14 protein-coding genes are annotated in these 19,035 nt (G+C 41.3%); 6 read left to right on the top strand and 8 right to left on the bottom strand.

Translation table 11 applies throughout. The annotated features are described in order from the left end of the window. Positions 1–48: 48 nt before the first annotated feature. The gene (locus R3O62_RS04915; RefSeq protein ID WP_032535584.1) at positions 49–1,266 is read right to left on the bottom strand and encodes a winged helix-turn-helix domain-containing protein; all 1,218 of its coding nucleotides are present in this window, start codon (positions 1,264–1,266) and stop codon (positions 49–51) included. Between the two features lie 962 nt (positions 1,267–2,228). Here R3O62_RS04915 and R3O62_RS04910 point away from each other — a divergent pair. Together R3O62_RS04910 and R3O62_RS04905 are read left to right on the top strand one after the other, a co-directional pair. Then, positions 2,229–3,860, top strand: coding sequence for a transcriptional regulator (locus tag R3O62_RS04910; RefSeq protein WP_413958300.1), 1,632 nt, complete (start codon positions 2,229–2,231; stop codon positions 3,858–3,860). Next, on the top strand, positions 3,836–4,060 hold the full coding sequence (locus tag R3O62_RS04905; protein ID WP_413958311.1) for a helix-turn-helix domain-containing protein: 225 nt from the start codon (positions 3,836–3,838) through the stop codon (positions 4,058–4,060). The genes R3O62_RS04910 and R3O62_RS04905 overlap by 25 nt, the downstream gene beginning before the upstream one ends. A gap of 84 nt (positions 4,061–4,144) precedes the next feature. On the opposite strand, the gene R3O62_RS04900 is transcribed toward R3O62_RS04905, so the two are convergent. From R3O62_RS04900 to miaB, 3 genes are all read right to left on the bottom strand, one after another. After that, on the bottom strand, positions 4,145–6,259 hold the full coding sequence (locus R3O62_RS04900; protein WP_122296852.1) for a glycoside hydrolase family 2 protein: 2,115 nt from the start codon (positions 6,257–6,259) through the stop codon (positions 4,145–4,147). 62 nt (positions 6,260–6,321) lie between these two features. Next, a complete protein-coding gene (locus tag R3O62_RS04895) occupies positions 6,322–7,740 on the bottom strand; it encodes an alpha-L-fucosidase (RefSeq protein WP_032540947.1) in 1,419 nt (472 codons plus the stop codon). 116 nt (positions 7,741–7,856) lie between these two features. Further along, on the bottom strand, positions 7,857–9,230 hold the full coding sequence (miaB, locus tag R3O62_RS04890) for a tRNA (N6-isopentenyl adenosine(37)-C2)-methylthiotransferase MiaB (protein ID WP_032540946.1): 1,374 nt from the start codon (positions 9,228–9,230) through the stop codon (positions 7,857–7,859). Positions 9,231–9,560: 330 nt separating this feature from the next. Between miaB and R3O62_RS04885 the strand changes: the two genes are divergently transcribed. Both R3O62_RS04885 and R3O62_RS04880 read left to right on the top strand, forming a co-directional pair. Then, on the top strand, positions 9,561–9,890 hold the full coding sequence (locus tag R3O62_RS04885; protein ID WP_032543393.1) for a hypothetical protein: 330 nt from the start codon (positions 9,561–9,563) through the stop codon (positions 9,888–9,890). 35 nt (positions 9,891–9,925) lie between these two features. Then, positions 9,926–11,425: an acetyl-CoA hydrolase/transferase family protein gene (locus tag R3O62_RS04880; RefSeq protein ID WP_269110402.1), complete on the top strand. Its 1,500-nt coding sequence runs from the start codon at positions 9,926–9,928 to the stop codon at positions 11,423–11,425. A gap of 56 nt (positions 11,426–11,481) precedes the next feature. Here the strand turns inward: R3O62_RS04880 and dacB are convergent, their stop codons facing one another. The 3 genes from dacB to R3O62_RS04865 form a co-directional block, all read right to left on the bottom strand. After that, positions 11,482–12,891, bottom strand: a complete 1,410-nt coding sequence (gene dacB / locus R3O62_RS04875) for a D-alanyl-D-alanine carboxypeptidase/D-alanyl-D-alanine endopeptidase (RefSeq protein ID WP_032535580.1) — start codon at positions 12,889–12,891, stop codon at positions 11,482–11,484. A gap of 103 nt (positions 12,892–12,994) precedes the next feature. Next, positions 12,995–14,338, bottom strand: coding sequence for a dihydrolipoyl dehydrogenase (lpdA, locus tag R3O62_RS04870; protein WP_032540944.1), 1,344 nt, complete (start codon positions 14,336–14,338; stop codon positions 12,995–12,997). A 6-nt stretch (positions 14,339–14,344) separates the two neighbouring features. Next, positions 14,345–14,743: a PH domain-containing protein gene (locus R3O62_RS04865; RefSeq protein WP_032531545.1), complete on the bottom strand. Its 399-nt coding sequence runs from the start codon at positions 14,741–14,743 to the stop codon at positions 14,345–14,347. A gap of 107 nt (positions 14,744–14,850) precedes the next feature. Here R3O62_RS04865 and nadB point away from each other — a divergent pair, with 107 nt between their 5' ends. After that, the gene (gene nadB, locus R3O62_RS04860) at positions 14,851–16,422 is read left to right on the top strand and encodes an L-aspartate oxidase (protein WP_005782820.1); all 1,572 of its coding nucleotides are present in this window, start codon (positions 14,851–14,853) and stop codon (positions 16,420–16,422) included. Between the two features lie 84 nt (positions 16,423–16,506). On the opposite strand, the gene rbr is transcribed toward nadB, so the two are convergent. Next, positions 16,507–17,085 (bottom strand): rubrerythrin, encoded by a 579-nt coding sequence (gene rbr / locus R3O62_RS04855; RefSeq protein WP_005782823.1) that lies wholly within the window; start codon positions 17,083–17,085, stop codon positions 16,507–16,509. 261 nt (positions 17,086–17,346) lie between these two features. Here rbr and R3O62_RS04850 point away from each other — a divergent pair, with 261 nt between their 5' ends. Further along, positions 17,347–19,029 (top strand): SulP family inorganic anion transporter, encoded by a 1,683-nt coding sequence (locus tag R3O62_RS04850; protein WP_005782825.1) that lies wholly within the window; start codon positions 17,347–17,349, stop codon positions 19,027–19,029. Positions 19,030–19,035 lie beyond the last annotated feature (6 nt).

Genomic DNA, 19,035 nt, shown 5'->3' with positions numbered 1-19,035 from the left:
TCATTTATTGCATTACAAATTATTACATAGTATAAAAAGCTTCATAAATTACCCCTTTTCAGGAAGTACTAATTGATATTTATCAATATCCCTTTGAAAAATAGTAATATCAGGATCCACACTCAACAAAATACGTAGACGAGAAATAGCCACTCGCAAACGAACCATACCTCCACCACCATTTTTCCACAGGCATTCTAATAATTCGTCGTAAGTTAAAATATACTCGGGAGCATTCAAAAAAGCATTCAAGAGTCGACAAGCCTGCGAAGTAAGAGGAATAGCTCGATCTGCACATATTAATACTTTTGCATAAGAATCAAAAGTAACTTTTGGACTCAATACATAAAGCAATGGTTCTTTACCAGATTCCCTTAATTCTTTAAGCTTTTGAATCTGTTCCTCATACTCTTTCAGCATCTTCTCCATTCTTTTTCGTTCTTCTTCACGCTCTTTACCTCTTGCTGAAAGATCTTTAACTCGATTCTCATATTCTTTTTGCTTTTCCTCTAACCTTTTCTGATCCTTTTCTAATTTCATCCGAACCTTTCTTTCACGATCACAATCAGTGGCCAAACGTATCTTGTCAATTCGAATTTTGGATATATATCTCTTTATCAGAAGCCAACAACAGAAAATAACAATAAGAACAGCTACCACACCACCTATCACTTTAAATGGAGTGGAATGATACTGATATACAGCCCACCATGGATAAGAGTAAAAACCAATAATCTCAAGTTCACATCTATTACCCACATAAAAAGTAAATCTGTGTGTCCCGGAACAAAAGTCATTGCAATCCTTACATTTAAAAAGAGAGATAGTATTATCCAAGTTAGTTACTGATATGTGTATATCAGATTGGACAAAAATTTCCCGCCTTTTGAGCTCCTCGTCCCAAAGTTGGCGTAAAGTGTCTACTGACAAACAAGTCTTCATACAAACAATAGAATGCCAAGATCGTTCTGCCATATTTTGCGAAATATTCTTTTCACTTTTCTTAGCATCTACAGTATAAACCTTAATTCCATCACTGGTTGTAATGCGTACCGTTAGAGGAATAGTATCGGTCGTTACCTTAAAAACATAAAACAGATTCAACTCTTGTTGCTTTCTGTGCAACTCTTTCTTGAGCACTTCTACTAAAAGGTCTTCTGATTCGGTACGCATTGCCTCCACATTTTTCTGATAGAAATGAATGCTGACCAAAAATGCTTGCATTATTATACCCAAAATCCATAAAAATAATCTAGAGCGTTTCATCGTAGTTTGTTTTTGCAAACAAATGTAATACTTTACAATATTATCTCAAAATCTCACTACCAATTTCACTGATTAACAGAGGATAAACATACAATCGCCCGGTTATTGATATAAAAAATAGAACCCTAAATGTTTACCTCAAACAACAATAATCAAAAGATTATTTATTTCACCGCATTTCCCATATTAAATTCTAAAATAATTTAACGATTAGGCTAAAAAAGAAATTTTGACATAATACGTCCATTTCAACGCATTACAATTTATTACATACCATCACATTATTAAAAACCAACCCATTAACAGGTAATAAAAAGTAATACATTCTTTTTAATTAAAAGAAGCACATACAATTAACAGATAAGAAATCGAGGCTGGGTGTCAGGGTAATATTGTTTTAACAGCCTCACTCTCCCCCAACTCAATGTATAAAACAAAAAAATTGTCTAAGGAAAAGATCTCGACATTAAGCAACCGTCTAAATATCAAATATTTAGAAAATGATAAAACATTCATAAAAGCATCTGCAAACATAAAGGGAGCTATTCTGACATTACGATTATTCCACTATCAGAAGGTACCATAAAGTATGTAACCAGGAGTTATTTTTATCCCTGGGAGTTATTTCTACCATTTTTTATGTAATCAATCAGTATCTAAATATAAATAATAAGCGGGCAAAATCTGATAAGTGAAGCATAGATCATGAAAATAAACCTGATTACCTCACAACTATAAAATCCCCTCCATACGGCAAAGTCTAAAACAATCGTAAATATATACATTAAAATCCGTTACCAGATATTACCCATATCTTTTAAAAGATTATACCCAATCAAGCTGTACAAAAAGCCCTATAATTGCAGCACCAACGACTAATTGGGAATTCCCCCCAAAAAAGAAGTTTGAAAAAATGATGGTTTAACTATGAAAACAAAATTAATAATTATCTAAATACAGTTATGGAACCAGTTATTCTATTTTTACAGTTGATCTTATTGGACACACAATTTAATGATGTATGTCCTTGTATGCAAACCGATGTACAACTCGACCTTACAAGTCAGTACCAAACAGCTACTTTTATACCTGCTTTCTTATGGCAGATGTCATGGGTATACCCGATTGAGGGTTTGGTAATAGGGTTGTTTATTGTTCTCATGATACGTTATAGAATCATGTATAACACGAAACTCTTTTCCCACGAAAAACTGGGCATTGTTCAAAACATAGCTCATAAAACTCAAACCCCACTGACTCTGATGCATCACTTACTGGAAGAAATCGCCTCTGACAACCTTCCTGAACCTACATCTCAAAAGTTAAAGCGAGTGCTTGGCTACACCAGCCACATCATGAACAGCTACCAGAATATTGGAATATTCAGCAATATAGAGAATGAAATATATCCTGGTTCTCCCATTGAGTTTGAACTTTACACTTTCATTACCTCAATCACCAATCAATGCCAGAGTTATGCCAATACTCGCCAGATACAATTAAACGTCAGCAAAGATTTCGGCTATATCAGTTGCCGGGTAGACGAAATTACCATGACTGCAGCCTTACAATGCCTATTGAGTAAAATAATCGATGCCACACCTTGCAAAGGTTGCATTAATATGAACGTGTCGCACCTGAACAACCATTGGAGCCTCCGGATTACCAATGGACCAGAATGCAAACAGGACAATAAAAAGTTACTTTCTCTACTCTCTGCCCTTATGTTGATATACCACTGTGGGAATCTTCAAATCATAAAGAAGATAATCCGCTTACATGGTGGAAAATTAATCGGGGATTGCCATAGGCGAATTATTACTTTTCAAGTTATCGTTCCCATAAACGGTTGCTGCAATACAATCCAATGTCCGGAAGTGGAAATTCCTACCATAAAAGATGGCAAGATGGGCCGTTCTGATAAAAATAGGTCACACGTACTGTTAGTCATGTCAGACAATGAGTTGAGTAGCTACTTAAATGAAGCCCTCTCAACCCTCTTCCGGATAACTATTCTTAATAATCCGGAACGTTTATCCAATTTCTCCGGTCAGCGAACACCAGATATTATCATTATTGATGAAATAGTGAACGGTATAGGCGGAAAAGAAATTTATTCCCGGATAAAATCAAATGCCAGCATGGTTCAAACTCCCGCCATTCTCCTGATGAACTTCAATGATAATAGGAGTTATCTCACCCATATCCATTGTGGAGTAGATAAATTGGCACCACGTGCAATCAGTATTTGCAGGCTTAAAGCGGATATACAAGTACTTATAAATAAGCATAAACGTATCAAACAGCTTCTGGAAACCAATTTGCCTGCCGACCTCCCTGAGACAACTTCGAAGAGTGAAGAGAACACCCTATTTATGGATAAAGTAAATAAGCTTCTGGAAAAGAATCTCTCATCAGACAATTATACGGTCGACATGTTAAGCGCCGATATGGGAATGTGCCGTACTACATTCTATACTAAATTAAAAGAGATTACAGATAAAGCACCTGCAGAGTACATGTATTATTTTAAAATGAATAAAGCCAAAATTTTACTGGTTACACAAAAATACACCGTTACAGAACTAAATTAAAAGAGATTACAGATAAAGCACCTGCAGAGTACATGTATTATTTTAAAATGAATAAAGCCAAAATTTTACTGGTTACACAAAAATACACCGTTACAGAAATAGCAACCTATTTAGGCTTTTGCGATGCTAAATATTTCGGAGCAAGATTCAAGAAGTTCTATAAAGTGCCGCCTACGCGCTATATCAAAGAGATTTTATAATGCCCGTAAGGGTTTATAACCTTTTCATGATCTCGTCCCACATACCTGGGCTCATAAGCCCGGGTACGTGGGACAAATCTATTATCAAAAACCTGAATGTTCATTCTTATTCTCATAAGAATCTACTTCCCGGTTTTTCTCACCGGAATAGTTCCATACGATTTCATCGGTATACTCCTTTCCTTTGATTGCGGCTACAGCTTTCAGAACATTTTTCCCATCAGCAAGTACCACATTATCGAAGATGTAATGCACATCGGTATATCCTTTGCGAATACCGCCCAGTTCTTTTCCATTCAGATATACTTTAGGAGTCCCGATATTAGAATAGACAGTAACGGTAGTCATTCGTTTTTCACGATCGACATTACGACGTTGCGTGAGATAAAGAACCGGATTCTCACTCCAGTTGGCCTTGTACCAGAAATAAGAGTCTTTCTTTATTTTACGGTCAAAGGTAACCAGGCCTTTCATATTACGTGCGGGAACACCGCCACGTGTCCACATCGGTACGGCAAAATCAAACATATTCCAAAGATAAGAAGCGATGATATATGGATGGTCTTTGATGACACTCCACTGATATTCGTGTGTCTTAGTCTGGAATGTTTCCGGATAGAACGGCTTGCCCCAATTGAGGGCGTCACCCAAATATTCGGTTTGATGGGCCAAGTTGGCATCGGCACCATATTCAGTCAACATCAGCTTCTGATAAGGATATTCTTTTTCAAGTTGTTCTACCCAAGGCTTGATATCCTGTATCTTCTTCTCGTACCAACCGAAATAACGGTTCATACCCTGTATATCCGCATTCAAATTGACCGGATGTTCCATATGTCCGTATCCATTGACCGAAACGGTATAACGATCCGGATCTTCCGTCTTAGCAAGATCATGAAGAGATTGGGTCAAGGCAGCTGTATATTCATGAGGCTGATATACTTCGTTATGAAGCCCCCATACGTAAATAGAAGGGTGATTGAAGCTTTGACGGATTAGTTCACGAAGCTGGCTTTGGGCATTTTCCGCTTCGTATCCGGTCACCCGGTTTACACAAGGTATTTCGGCCCAGATAATCAGTCCCAGTGTATCACAACGGGAGTAGAGATAATCTGACTGTTGGTAGTGGGCAAAACGGACAGTAGTAGCCCCCACATCCATTATTGTAGCCAGATCGAAGTCATGATGTTCATTCTTAAGCGCACTGCCCAGTCCCCACCAGTCCTGATGGCGGGTTACGCCATACATCGGATACTTTTCTCCATTCAGAAAAAAACCTTTCCCGGCCACAATCTCATATTTACGCACACCAAGAGGTTGCACCACCTCGTCAATTACTTTTCCATCTGCCATCAGCTTGCAGACAACCTTATAGAGATAGGGATCTTTGCGTCCGTGCCAGAGGTGCGGATCTTTCATCTTAAAAGTAGATGTATAGGTCTGTGTTCCTTGCGGAGTCAGGTCGAACGACTGGCTGTGTACACTTACTTTACGCCCATCCTGCGTATAAATAGCATTTTCAAGAGTCAAAGCAGCAGGTTGGAGCCTGGCATTATCCAATTTTACCTTCACAGTTATATCGGCTGACTTTTTTGAAACATTCTTTTGGGTAATATAAACACCCGGAGAGGCACAATCGGTAACCGTAATGTTATTCTGCTCAGTTACAATCAGCCATACGGGACGGTAAATACCACCATATACTCCGAAAAGATTCTGATTGACCGGAATTACGTTGGGACGGGCCTTATTGTCGGCTTTAACAACGATCTCGTTCTCTGTTCCGAACTGAAGGACCGTACCTATTTCACAGGCAAAAGCAGAGTAGCCACCCTTGTGAGTGCCGACCAATTTTCCATTGACGTATACTTCCGAACAAGCCCCTACTCCTTCGAAACGCAGAAATATACGTTTATCTTTCAAATCTTGAGGAAAAAACTGTGTTTTCCGATAGTAACCCACCCCTTCATAGAAAGAGCCCGATTGAACTTGCATATCCTTGGCATTCCAGGTATGTGGAATCTCAACAGTCTCCCACTTTCCGTCCCATTGTGAAGCAGCCCGCATCGGATCGGCTGCAAAAGGACCTTTCTTAAATTGCCAGCCGGTATTGAATGCGGTAACCTGTCGTGCCATCAAGGGAGAAATACTACTGCACAGGCATAAGCATGCAATAATTAAATAAGATAGTTTTCTCATAATATTTTATTTTAATGATTGGTCACCTTTTTGCGGGTGAACGCACAGATAAGGAAATTCTACTATGTCAATGCATCCCGGTACTTGTCTGTCGTAGCGGAAGTTTCTTTAATTTGCAATTTGATTATAAAGGGTTCTCCCGGATTTTGCGAAGGCATAGCTACATTATATTCATTCCGGGTGGTCTCGACAACCTTCAGTTCCTGTCCGTCCGGTAAAGCGGCTTTCTCTATTTTTGTGCCTTTCGGAACCTTTACATCAAGGAAACCCGAATAGGGACAATTGAATACAACCATATAAATCTCTTGACCTTTACGGGTATAGTATCCCCAGTCTCGTTTATCCCATCCGGCATAGCCACAGCCATAAATACACTCACCATACTTCTTCATCCATTTACCCAAAGCTACAGCCAACTCCTTCTCTTCCGAACGGAAATCACCATCGGCCTGAGGACCGAAATTGACTACCATATTCCCTCCCATCGATACAGCATGCACAATACGGTCGATTACTTCTACCGGAGTCTTGACATAACTCAGCGACCAATCCTTATGATATCCCCACTGATTTTCGGGAAGGGTCATACAAGCTTCCCAATCCCATTTAGTCACCTGCAAGTCCTCCACCGGATCAGGAAGACGACGTTCGTACCCCGATTCATAATCTCCCATAAGACAGCCATTGCTATCGAAGTGTCTCTTGCCATAATCATCGGCACGAAGCCGGCTATTGACAGTGACTCCCGGCACAAGATTCTTCAACATCTGCTCTACATGAGCTGTCCACCAACCATTCTTCTTAATACTTGCATCCCAAGTGCCGTCGAACCAAAAGTCCTTAACCGTCGGATAGCGGGTAGCCAATTCCTTCAACTGATTATCGGTGAAAGTGAGAAAACGGCTGAAAGCAACGCTATCTTCTTTCGATGAAATCTCATAACGATAATCCGGATGGCTCCAATCCATTACCGAAAAGTAGAAATGCACGTCGATACCTTCATCATTGTAGGCTTTTACCAACTCGCCTAAGATATCTTTCTTAGATGGAGTCTGCGCTACGGTATATTCACTATACCGGCTCGGCCAGAGACAGAATCCTTCGTGATGTTTCGTTGTTATCTTGACGTATTTTACTCCCATCTCTTTGGCCATTCTCGCCCATTGGCGTGCATCAAATTTTACCGGATTCCATTGTTTCATCAGCCCCAGCCATTCAGAAGCAGGAACTTTAGCCCACGACTTGAGCCATTCGGCAGCTCCATTATATACTTTACCTTTCCATTCGCCACCGGGAATGGCATACAGTCCCCAGTGAATGAATTCTCCCAAACGATTGTCGCGAAACCGCTTCATAGCTTCGTCCTGACGCTTGCCGATGTTAGTGGCACCATATTTTAAAGGAATTTCCTTTTTAGGTTCTTGAGCTAAAACATGAATTGAAATGCAGAGTGCAATTAAAATAAATAGTTTGTTCTTCATGGTGTTCTATTTTCTAAGGTACGCACAAAGATAAAACATTGTAGCCATATAACAAACAAGGTGTAGCCATACGTTCTCAATGACTACACCTTTTATTTTATATGCAAAACTACGGATTATCCGAAAACTTCTTCACCTTTCAGCGTGGCAGAACTGGCTTCCGTAATTCTTACGTTCACAAAATCGCCTATCCGGTGAGTACCACGATCGAATACAACCACCCTGTTCTGCTCGGTACGGCCGAACAACTGATCGCGCGAACGTTTCGAAACACCTTCTACCAATACTTCATAGGTCTTTCCGATACAGCGGGTATTGGATTCAGCAGACAAACGATTCTGCAAAGCAATTATTTCATTCAGACGACGGACTTTTACCTCCTCGGGAACATTGTCTTCCAGATGTTTAGATGCATAAGTACCGGGACGCTCGGAATATTTAAACATAAATGCCGCATCATAGCCACAAGCCTCCATCAGCGAAAGTGACTCCTGATGATCTTCCTCTGTCTCGGAGTGGAAACCGGAGAATATATCCGTAGTAAGCCCGCAATCGGGGACAATACGCTTAATAGCCGATACACGATCCAGATACCATTCACGCGTATATTTACGATTCATCAACTTAAGAATACGCGAGCTACCGCTTTGCACGGGAAGGTGAATGTGTTTACATACATTAGGCACTTGTGCAATCACCTCCAAAGTTTCATCACTCATATCTTTGGGATGCGAAGTTGTGAAACGGATACGTACATCCGGCGCCGCCTCAGCTACCACACGAAGCAACATTGGGAAGGTAACCACTTCTCCTCCCTCCTTCTCAAAACGATAAGAGTTTACATTCTGCCCCAACAAAGTAATCTCTTTGTAACCTTTTGATACCAGATCGGCCACTTCGTTCAGAATACTTTCCACATCCCGGCTGCGTTCACGACCACGGGTGTAAGGCACTATACAATAGGTGCAGAAGTTATTGCAACCACGCATGATGGATACAAATCCGGAGATATGGTTACCGCAGATACGTGAAGGAATCACATCCCGATAGGTTTCCGTAGTCGAAAGCTCTACATTCATTGCCTTCTCACCCGCTTCCACAGAAGCGATCAGTTCCGGAAGAGTCAAATAAGCATCCGGCCCCACTACAAGATCTACATGATGATGTTCAATCAAATCATCTTTCACTCGCTCGGCCATACATCCCAACACGCCTACAATCAGATGCTTCTTCTTTTTCTTCATCGAATGAAAAAACTCCAGACGATTCAGAATCTTCTGCTCGGCATTGTCACGGATAGAGCAAGTATTCATAAATACCGCATCAGCCTCTTCCAGCGTTTCGGCAACCGAATAACCGGCCATTTGCATCACAGAGGCAATTACTTCACTATCGGCCACATTCATCTGGCAGCCATAAGTCTCGATAAACAACTTCTTGTTGTCATCAGCAGTTGCGGATTTAAAGTCCGCTCCCGTCAATTCGTTCATAAATTCAGAATTTAAATTTGTACCTGCAAAGATACAGCTTCATCCTCAAAAAGTTGTGAAATGAAACCAAAATAACACTTTTGCTTATCGATTCAGAGGCAAAAGGATAATTTATGTTAATAGAACAAACATTTATGGCGTAAGGATTTGGCACTATTAATTTTATTTCACACATTTGTGCAATGAAAGAAACATTAGATTTTTTCATAGTTAAGGTTTAGGTTAAAAAAATTAAGGGGAGCTGTGAAGCTGCCCTTTTTTCATACCAAAATATTGGTATCAATCAGATTAAATGTATAACTTTGGCGGACTGTAGAAAATAAAAGTACTATGGATGATATTTTAAAAGTCCTCGTCATTATGGCTGTTTTCGCATTACCTCTTATCAGACAGATCAAAAAGAGCAAAACGGAAAGATCTGCCCAAAAACCTTTCGTACCCATTCCGGATACGGAAGAGGCCGAAGTCCTTCAAACACCGCGAAAACATCAAACATTCCGTTCCCAACCGCTCCCTCCGAAAGCGGAAGTGAAGAAAAATAAAACAATTCCTCCGAAAATGGAAGCATCCCCGACAGATGATCCGGAATTTACCATTCGCTCGGCTGAAGAAGCCCGAAAAGCCATTATCTGGTCCGAAATTCTGAATAGAAAATATTGAAAGATTATTCCTAACACGAAAATAATACTATAATTATGGCATTCAAATCCATTTCTGCAGCAGAAGCTGCCAGCCTTGTAAAACATGGCTATAACATCGGCCTCAGCGGTTTTACCCCCGCAGGAACGGCCAAAGCTGTCACTTCCGAAATAGCGAAAATAGCGGAAGCGGAACATGCAAAAGGAAACCCTTTCCAGATCGGCATCTTTACCGGAGCTTCTACCGGCGACTCATGTGATGGCATATTATCACGTGTAAAGGCTATCCGTTATCGTGCCCCTTACACAACCAATCCCGATTTCCGTAAAGCAGTGAATAACGGTGAGATTGCCTATAATGACATTCACCTTTCACAAATGGCACAAGAAGTGCGCTACGGATTCATGGGAAAAGTGAATGTAGCTATCATCGAAGCTTGTGAAGTGACTCCGGATGGAAAAATCTATCTGACAGCTGCCGGTGGAATTGCACCAACCGTCTGCCGACTGGCCGATCAGATCATCATTGAGTTGAACAGTGCACATAGCCAAAATATGATGGGAATGCATGACGTGTACGAACCGCTCGACCCGCCTTACCGTCGTGAAATTCCAATCTACAAACCGAGTGACCGCGTCGGACTACCTTATATACAAGTCGACCCGAAAAAGATTGTAGGTATCGTAGAAACAAACTGGCCGGATGAAGCCCGTTCATTTGCGGCTGCCGATCCTATTACTGATAAGATTGGTCAGAATGTGGCCGACTTCCTGGCTGCCGACATGAAACGTGGCATTATTCCTTCCACATTCCTTCCGTTACAATCGGGAGTAGGTAACATCGCCAACGCAGTTTTAGGAGCCTTGGGACGCGATAAAACAATCCCTGCTTTCGAAATGTATACCGAAGTTATCCAAAACTCTGTGATCGGATTAATCCGTGAAGGTCGTGTAAAATTCGGAAGTGCCTGCTCACTGACCGTAACCAATGACTGCCTGCAAGGCATTTATGACGACATGGACTTCTTCCGTGATAAACTGATTCTCCGTCCGTCTGAAATCTCTAACAGTCCGGAAGTAGTCCGCCGTTTAGGAATCATCTCTATCAATACCGCCATTGAAGCAGATATTTATGGTAACGTAAATTCTACCCATATCGGTGGAACCAAGATGATGAATGGTATCGGCGGCTCGGGCGATTTTACACGGAATGCTTATATTTCCATCTTTACTTGTCCGTCAGTGGCTAAAGAAGGCAAAATCAGTTCCATCGTTCCGATGGTTTCTCATCTGGATCACAGTGAGCACTCCGTTAATATCGTTATTACCGAACAGGGAGTAGCCGATTTGCGTGGCAAAAGTCCGAAGGAAAGAGCACAGGCAATCATCGAAAACTGTGCACACCCGGATTATAAACAAATCTTATGGGATTATCTGAAACTGGCCGGTAATAAGTCACAGACTCCTCACGCCATTCAAGCTGCTTTGGGAATGCATGCCGAACTGGCTAAAAGCGGAGATATGAAAAACGTGAACTGGGCAGAATACGAAAAATAAACGATAAACGATGAACGATGAACCGACTGTGACTTCTACAAAGTGTTCATCGTTCATCATTTACAATTTACCAGTATTTCGCATACTTTATTTTGAAAATTCCTTGCTTTGGCTGCCGACAATACATTTTGGTTCATAATGGCAAAGGCCACCTGATGACCGTTAGCCATCTTTAGGTAACCGGCTAATGTGTTAATGGCAGTATAAGATCCCGTTTTGGCATGTACATTCTTAAATGCCGACCCTTTTTTCATACGATTCTTAAGTGTTCCATCAATACCTGCAACCGGAAGAGCTTTATAGAGCTTCCGAAAAATATCCGTTCTCGAATAAGCAAACTTCAAAAAATCAACCAACAGGGCAGGAGAGAGGTAATCGTAATTTGACAATCCACAACCATCAGCTATTTTATAATTGTCCGGATCATGCCCCAAATCTTTAATCAGCCGATGGATCTCATCGATCCCGTCTTTAGCCGAAACTTGCTTTTTGCCTGTAGCTTGTGCTCCTAAACGGCAAAGTAATGCTTCCGCACTCAAGTTATCACTTTCTTTCATAATCTGGTCTACTACTTTCTGAACGGGACATTCCCAACGTGCCATGCGGGTAGAAAGACTGTCGGGCTGAAAGCTGTCGAAAGCATACTGCTCCGAAATCTCTATCCCTCTATTACGTAAACGTTCGACAAAGGTATGCAGAAAGAAGTCCTGCGAAGAATACACATTCACATCACCAATTCTTCTATTCTCTACATTTCCACTGACAATAAGATTATTTTTATTCTCTAACCATCCTCTCGAAACAGAAAACTTACCGGCAGAAGGAGTACGTGTCTCAGTTTCATTGATCACAGTATAATAAGAGGACGATGGTTCAAAACTCAGGCGCGCCGAGTCACCACGTATCGTTCCCGGTACAGCCGTTACTTTCACTACACCTTTATGATACATCAATGGCGACAAATAAGGCTGAAAAGAATAGGGAGTATCATCCCATGCCCAACCGCTTCCCCAATAAAGAGAATCTTTCATCGATATATCTCCATAGATTCTCCCTTTCAATACTGAAAAAGGAAAAGTTATCACTTCCTCCACCAATGCATTCATACCTTCATCGTCAAACTCCGGGTCAAATCCGCCAATCACATAAATGTCTCCGCGGAGCGTATCATGTTCTATAGTACCTTTATACCACACTTCGGTCCGGAAAGGTTCATCTGCATCCGGCCGGGCAAGCGCGGTTATAGTAGTTAATAGTTTCATGGTAGATGCCGGACGCGAAAGCTTGGCATCACGGTATGTATAGAGTGATTTCTTTGCAGTCAGATCATACACGGAAATACCAACTTCGGAACCTTGGGGCAATTCCTTCTTAATAAGTGAATCAATTGCGGCGAAATCTACCTGCCCCCGGATAATAATTGAAAAACAAAAAGAGAATAAAATAAATAAATTCAGTTTCTTCATAATGCTTATAAACAACGAATGACAAGTCATAAATTACGGGTTACGAGTAATTGCGCCATTATACGCATGATACTTATAACCCGTAACTTACAACTTGTAACTCTTACAATGCTTCACGGAATATTTCGGCAACAGTAGGATGGGGAAAAACAATCTTCTTCCATTCGGCCGCTTTTAGTTTCATTTCTATGGCCATACCTGCTAATGTGATAATTTCAGAAGCCGGATTGCCTAAAACATGTGCTCCCAAAATCGTATCATCATCTCCAAGCAATACTTTACATACACCGTTTACCCCTTCATTTTCGGCAACAAAACGTCCAGAATATGCCATAGGAAGCTTTACAGCACGATAAGCAATACCTTTCGCAATAAGGGACTCTTCTGTTTGCCCGACTCCGGCTATTTCAGGATTGGTATACACTACACCGGGAATAGCACGATAACTCATTGTATCTGTTTTACCGAGAATTGCATGTACGGCTACTTCCGCTTCACGAACTGCCGTATGTGCCAATAAAGAAAATCCGGTTAAATCCCCACATACATATACTCCGGGCAATGAACTTTCCATCTGCCCGTTTACTAAAATACTTCCGCGCTCTGTCCGTTGAAGATTCAGGTTCTCAAGTCCGAAACCTTTTGTTACCGGACGGCGACCTACACTCATTAGCAATTTCTCCGCAGTCACATTTCCGGCACCATCTGCATTCTCATAAGAAACTAAGCACCCCTCCTCTGATTGTGCCAACGAGACAACTTTAGTACTCAACAGAAATGTAATGCCCCGTTTGGCATAGTCAGCACGCAACAGAGCAGAAAGCTCTTTATCCATGCCTCCCAAGATCTCGTCCATCATTTCAATGACGGTCACTTTCACACCCAGACTGCTGAAGAATGATGCAAACTCCATACCAATCACTCCACCACCTACGATAGCAAGCGAAGCGGGCAATTCCTTATTGTCTAATGCTTCCCGATGTGTCCAATAATTTACCGTATCGATTCCGGAAATAGGAGGAATGAAAGTCTCGGATCCTGTGCAAAGAATTAAGTTATCACATTCATAGATTTCTTCGCCACAGCAGATTTTGTTTTTGTCCAAGATTGTTGCTTCTCCATTTATGATAGTAACATTATTAGACGTTAATTTTGATTTAACCCCCAAAACCAACTTGCGTACTACCTTCGACTTACGAGCAATGATCTTCGAAAGATCAAACGAAGCCTCAGAAACTGTTACAGCATACTTTGAAGCATGTTTAGCCCCATCATATGTCTTTGCCGAATAGAGCAATGTTTTTGTAGGTATACACCCTTCGTTTAAACAAACTCCTCCTAAATTCTGTTTCTCAAAAAGCAACACGCTTAAACCTGCTTTTCCAGCAGCTTCGGCAGCAGTGTAACCGGCAGGTCCCCCGCCGATAATAATAACCTGGTATTTCATAGCTTACTAAATTAAGTTTCTTGTTTTTTCAATCAGTTCTATAAATTCCTTTTCTTTCACCGGAAGTACAGAAGCATATTTTCCATTTCCATATTCTATCAATAAATAGTTTGTCACTGCAAAATTTCCGAATTTCATAGAATGCACTTTGCGGACTGAAGTAATTTCTGCTATGGGAATAGTTTTCTTACGGATAAACCGCCCATAGTTAAGTATCAGCAAACCGTCAGTGGTAACAGTATAAACTGTATGTATGATCTGTTCGATGATAACAATCAGAAACAACATCATCAAAGTAGCCAATATAATATTCTTACACCATAAGAAACCAAAAGCATTAATGCCCAATACAACCAGCAGAAAATACTGGTACCAGACAATGCGAGCATGAAAAATACGGTTCATTTTGTCAGATTTTTGGCGGAAAGTTAGTAAAATTATGAATTAATGGCAACGAAAAGCACAACGAAAAAACTTATTTTGTAGCTTTGCGGTGATAAACACTAAAACTTATGGTTAAAAAGTTCGATTTCCTCGTAATCGGTTCCGGTATCGCCGGAATGAGTTTTGCCCTAAAAGTGGCACATAAAGGAAAAGTTGCCCTTGTTTGCAAAAGTGGGCTGGAAGAAGCAAACACTTATTTTGCCCAAGGAGGAGTGGCCTCAGTGACCAATCTGCTGGTAGACAATTTCGAGAAACATATTGAAGACACAATGATTGCTGGTGACTGGATCAGCGACCGTACTGCTGTAGAGAAAGTCGTGCGTGAGGCTCCTGCGCAAATACAAGAACTGATCAGCTGGGGTGTAAACTTCGACAAAAATGAAAAAGGGGAGTTCGATCTACACCGGGAAGGCGGCCATTCGGAATTTCGTATTTTACACCATAAAGATAATACCGGCGCTGAAATTCAAGACAGTTTGATTCAAGCTGTACAACAACATCCCAATATTACGGTAATTGAAAATCATTTTGCCATAGAAATCCTGACACAACACCATTTAGGAGTAACTGTCACCCGCCAGACACCGGACATAAAATGCTACGGAGCTTATATACTCGATCCCCGAACAGGTAAAGTGGATACGTATCTGGCCAAAGTGACACTAATGGCAACAGGTGGAGTGGGGGCTGTTTACCAGACCACTACTAATCCGCTTGTAGCGACCGGAGACGGTATCGCCATGGTATACCGGGCTAAGGGAACCGTAAAAGACATGGAGTTCGTACAATTCCATCCGACAGCTCTTTACCATCCGGGCGACCGTCCTTCTTTCCTTATTACGGAAGCAATGCGTGGATATGGCGGTGTGCTCCGCACAATGGACGGAAAAGAATTCATGCAAAAATATGATCCACGTTTATCTTTGGCACCCCGTGATATCGTGGCACGTGCCATTGACAATGAAATGAAAAATCGTGGGGACGACCATGTTTATCTGGACGTAACACACAAAGATCCTGAAGAAACCAAAAAACATTTTCCTAACATATACGAGAAATGCCTCAGCTTAGGAATCGACATTACCAAAGAATATATTCCCGTAGCACCATCCGCACACTACCTGTGTGGAGGTATTAAGGTAGACTTGAACGCCCAATCCTCTATTGAACGTTTGTACGCTGCCGGCGAATGTTCGTGTACAGGTTTACATGGAGGCAACCGGTTAGCCTCAAACTCGTTGATAGAAGCAGTAGTTTACGCAGATGCTGCCGCCAAACATTGTTTATCGGTGATTGACCAATATTCTTATAACGAAGAGATTCCGGAATGGAATGATGAAGGTACCCGCTCACCGGAAGAAATGGTACTTATTACTCAAAGTATGAAAGAAGTAAATCAGATTATGAGCACTTATGTTGGTATTGTCCGTAGCGATCTCCGGTTGAAACGCGCTTGGGACCGCCTGGATATCCTATACGAAGAGACCGAAAGCCTGTTCAAACGCAGCGTGGCATCTAAAGAAATATGTGAACTGCGCAATATGATTAATGTAGGTTATCTGATTATGCGCATGGCTATGGAACGTAAAGAAAGCCGTGGTCTGCACTACACGGTTGACTATCCACACGCCGGTAAATAAAGAAACAGTATTATTAATGCATAGAAAAAAGGTGGGGCCATAATTAAACAGCTCCACCTTTCTCCAAAATACAGTCTGATTCTATTAATAATTTTCTTTCTTAATTTCGAAATATGCTTGTGGGTGCAGACATGCAGGACATACCTCAGGAGCTTCCTTACCTGCTTCGATATAACCACAGTTACGGCACTGCCATATAACTTCTCCTTCTTTGGCAAATACAGATGCAACTTCAATGTTCTTCACGAAAGCAAGGTATCTTTCTTCATGACCTTTTTCCGCAATAGAGATATTACGATACATAGCGGCGATCATCGGGAAACCTTCCTGCTCTGCAACATCTGCAAAATGAGGATAATCCATAGACCATTCTTCGTGTTCACCGGCTGCGGCAGCCTGCAGATTCTGAAGAGTGTTGCCGATAACACCAGCAGGATAACTTGCAGTGATTTCAACCATACCCCCTTCAAGGAACTTAAACATACGTTTTGCATGTTCTTTTTCCTGATCGGCAGTTTCTGTAAAGATAGCTGCAATCTGTTCGTAACCTTCTTTTTTAGCCACGCTTGCAAAATAAGTGTAACGCATTCTTGCCTGTGATTCACCTGCAAATGATGTCAGCAAATTCTTTTCTGTCTGAGTGCCTTTAATACTTTTAGTCATAATCTGATATATTTTAGATTGGTAATTACGTTTGTCGGTTACTTGCCTTTATTAATAACGCAAATATAAGGATTTAGTTCACAAAACCCGGAATTTTATTCATTAATAATATCTATTGCAATATAGACAAAACTGATCAAAAATAAATAAGATGTTCAAAAACATCTTATTACCATTTATTTTATGTAATTTTGCAACCTCGACTTTGCAAAACAAGGATTATAACGACATTTATCACATTATATATAAGTAAAGAAAGAAATGAAAGTGTTTGATTTCAAACCAAGGTTATTCTCAGCCTTGAAGAACTACTCTAAAGAAACGTTTATGGCCGATTTGATGGCAGGTATCATTGTAGGTATCGTAGCCTTGCCTCTGGCCATCGCATTTGGTATCGCATCAGGCGTATCACCCGAAAAGGGAATTATCACGGCTATTATTGCGGGGTTCATCATCTCGTTGCTCGGAGGAAGCAAAGTACAGATCGGAGGACCTACCGGAGCATTCATTGTCATCATTTATGGCATCATCCAGCAATACGGAGAAGCAGGATTGATTGTAGCTACCCTGATGGCCGGCATACTCCTTATCTTATTGGGAGTTTTTAAATTGGGCGCAATTATTAAATTTATTCCTTACCCGATTATTGTAGGTTTTACCAGCGGTATAGCCGTCACCATTTTCACAACACAGATTGCTGATATTTTCGGATTAAACTTTGGTGGAGAGAAAGTACCGGGAGACTTTATCGGAAAATGGATGATTTATTTCCGCCATTTCGATACAATCAATTGGTGGAACACTATTGTGAGTATTGCCAGTATCATCATTATTGCCATTACCCCCCGGTTCTCAAAGAAAATTCCGGGTTCCCTTATTGCCATCATTGTAGTAACGGCAGTAGTATATTTATTGAAAACATACGCCGGTATTGACACCATCGATACCATTGGCGACCGTTTTACAATCAAATCCGAATTACCTGACGCGACCATGCCTGCACTCAATTGGGAGGCCATCAAGGACTTGTTCCCGGTAGCTATTACCATTGCCGTTTTGGGAGCAATCGAATCGTTATTGTCAGCAACCGTAGCCGATGGTGTAACGGGCGATAAGCACGATTCAAACACCGAACTGATTGCCCAGGGAACAGCCAACCTTATCACACCGTTATTTGGCGGTATTCCTGCTACCGGAGCCATCGCCCGTACAATGACAAACATCAATAATGGCGGTAAAACACCGGTGGCCGGTATAATCCATGCTGTAGTTTTATTGCTGATCCTCCTTTTCCTGATGCCTTTGGCACAGTACATCCCAATGGCATGTCTGGCAGGAGTATTGGTTATCGTATCTTATAACATGAGCGAATGGCGCACTTTCAAGGCATTACTGAAAAATCCCAAATCGGATGTAACAGTACTGCTTATCACTTTTTTCCTCACCATCATCTTCGACCTGACTATCGCCATCGAAGTAGGCCTGGTGATTGCATGTATCTTGTTCATGCGCCGTGTAATGGAAACTACCGAAATATCTGTCATCAAAGACGAAATAGATCCGAATGACGAACTGGACATCGCGGTGCGCGAAGAACATCTGATAATACCTGCGGGAGTGGAGGTATATGAGATTAATGGTCCGTACTTTTTCGGCATCGCAACCAAATTTGAAGAGACAATGGCACAACTGGGCGACCGTCCCAAAGTACGCGTCATACGTATGCGTAAAGTTCCATTTATCGATTCAACCGGTATTCATAACCTGACCAGCCTCTGCAAAATGTCTCAAAAAGAAAAGATCACCATTGTGCTCTCGGGAGTAAATGAAAAAGTGCACAACACGCTCGAGAAATCCGGCTTCTATGAATTACTGGGAAAACAAAACATCTGTCCGAACATTAATGTAGCACTGGACAGAGCCAAAGAAATTATGAATTTATAATCTGAT

It is taken from the genome of Bacteroides hominis, from assembly GCF_033042785.2.
GTDB lineage: Bacteria > Bacteroidota > Bacteroidia > Bacteroidales > Bacteroidaceae > Bacteroides > Bacteroides hominis.
This window is presented reverse-complemented; position numbering and strand designations above follow the sequence as displayed.